The sequence below is a fragment of the Streptococcus sp. HMSC071D03 genome, assembly GCF_001812125.1.
Lineage (GTDB): Bacteria > Bacillota > Bacilli > Lactobacillales > Streptococcaceae > Streptococcus > Streptococcus pseudopneumoniae_N.
Genome location: NZ_KV807819.1, coordinates 12,881 through 13,274 on the forward strand (window position 1 = coordinate 12,881; position 394 = coordinate 13,274).

General features: G+C 35.8%; 1 protein-coding gene and 1 pseudogene. Both read right to left on the minus strand.

The annotated features are described in order from the left end of the window. Positions 1-270 (minus strand): annotated as a pseudogene (locus HMPREF2837_RS10130) (zeta toxin family protein); the annotation flags it as partial. Next, positions 270-386: a hypothetical protein gene (locus tag HMPREF2837_RS10975; protein ID WP_398578173.1), complete on the minus strand. Its 117-nt coding sequence runs from the start codon at positions 384-386 to the stop codon at positions 270-272. The pseudogene HMPREF2837_RS10130 and the gene HMPREF2837_RS10975, both read right to left, overlap by 1 nt. Positions 387-394 lie beyond the last annotated feature (8 nt).

A 394-nucleotide genomic window follows, 5' to 3' on the forward strand; every position in this document is an offset into this window, starting at 1 on the left:
TGTATTCTACACTATCTTTGCCATATTCTTGCTGAAGTTCTAAATAGTGTGGATGCTGAGAACGAAAACTATCGCCATCTGTGATAACAATATTTCCTTGAAATTCTTTCTGTTTAATACGATGAATTGTAGTCTTGCTAGCACCACTTTGCCCTCCAAGCAAAATCGCTATAGGGGTTGCTTACTGGACTTTTTTCCTCTTGTCAGAGAACGAAGATTCCGTGCTAAAGCGTGTTTGAATTCACTATCAGTATAATCTTGAATTTCCATTAGGCTACCATCCGTTTTTCAGATATCTCTAACATACGTTCAATTCCATCGAAATAGTCGCTATACCTCTCTATTTCATCAAAATTTTCTACTAAATAGATATTCGTATGAATCAAGTCAGATA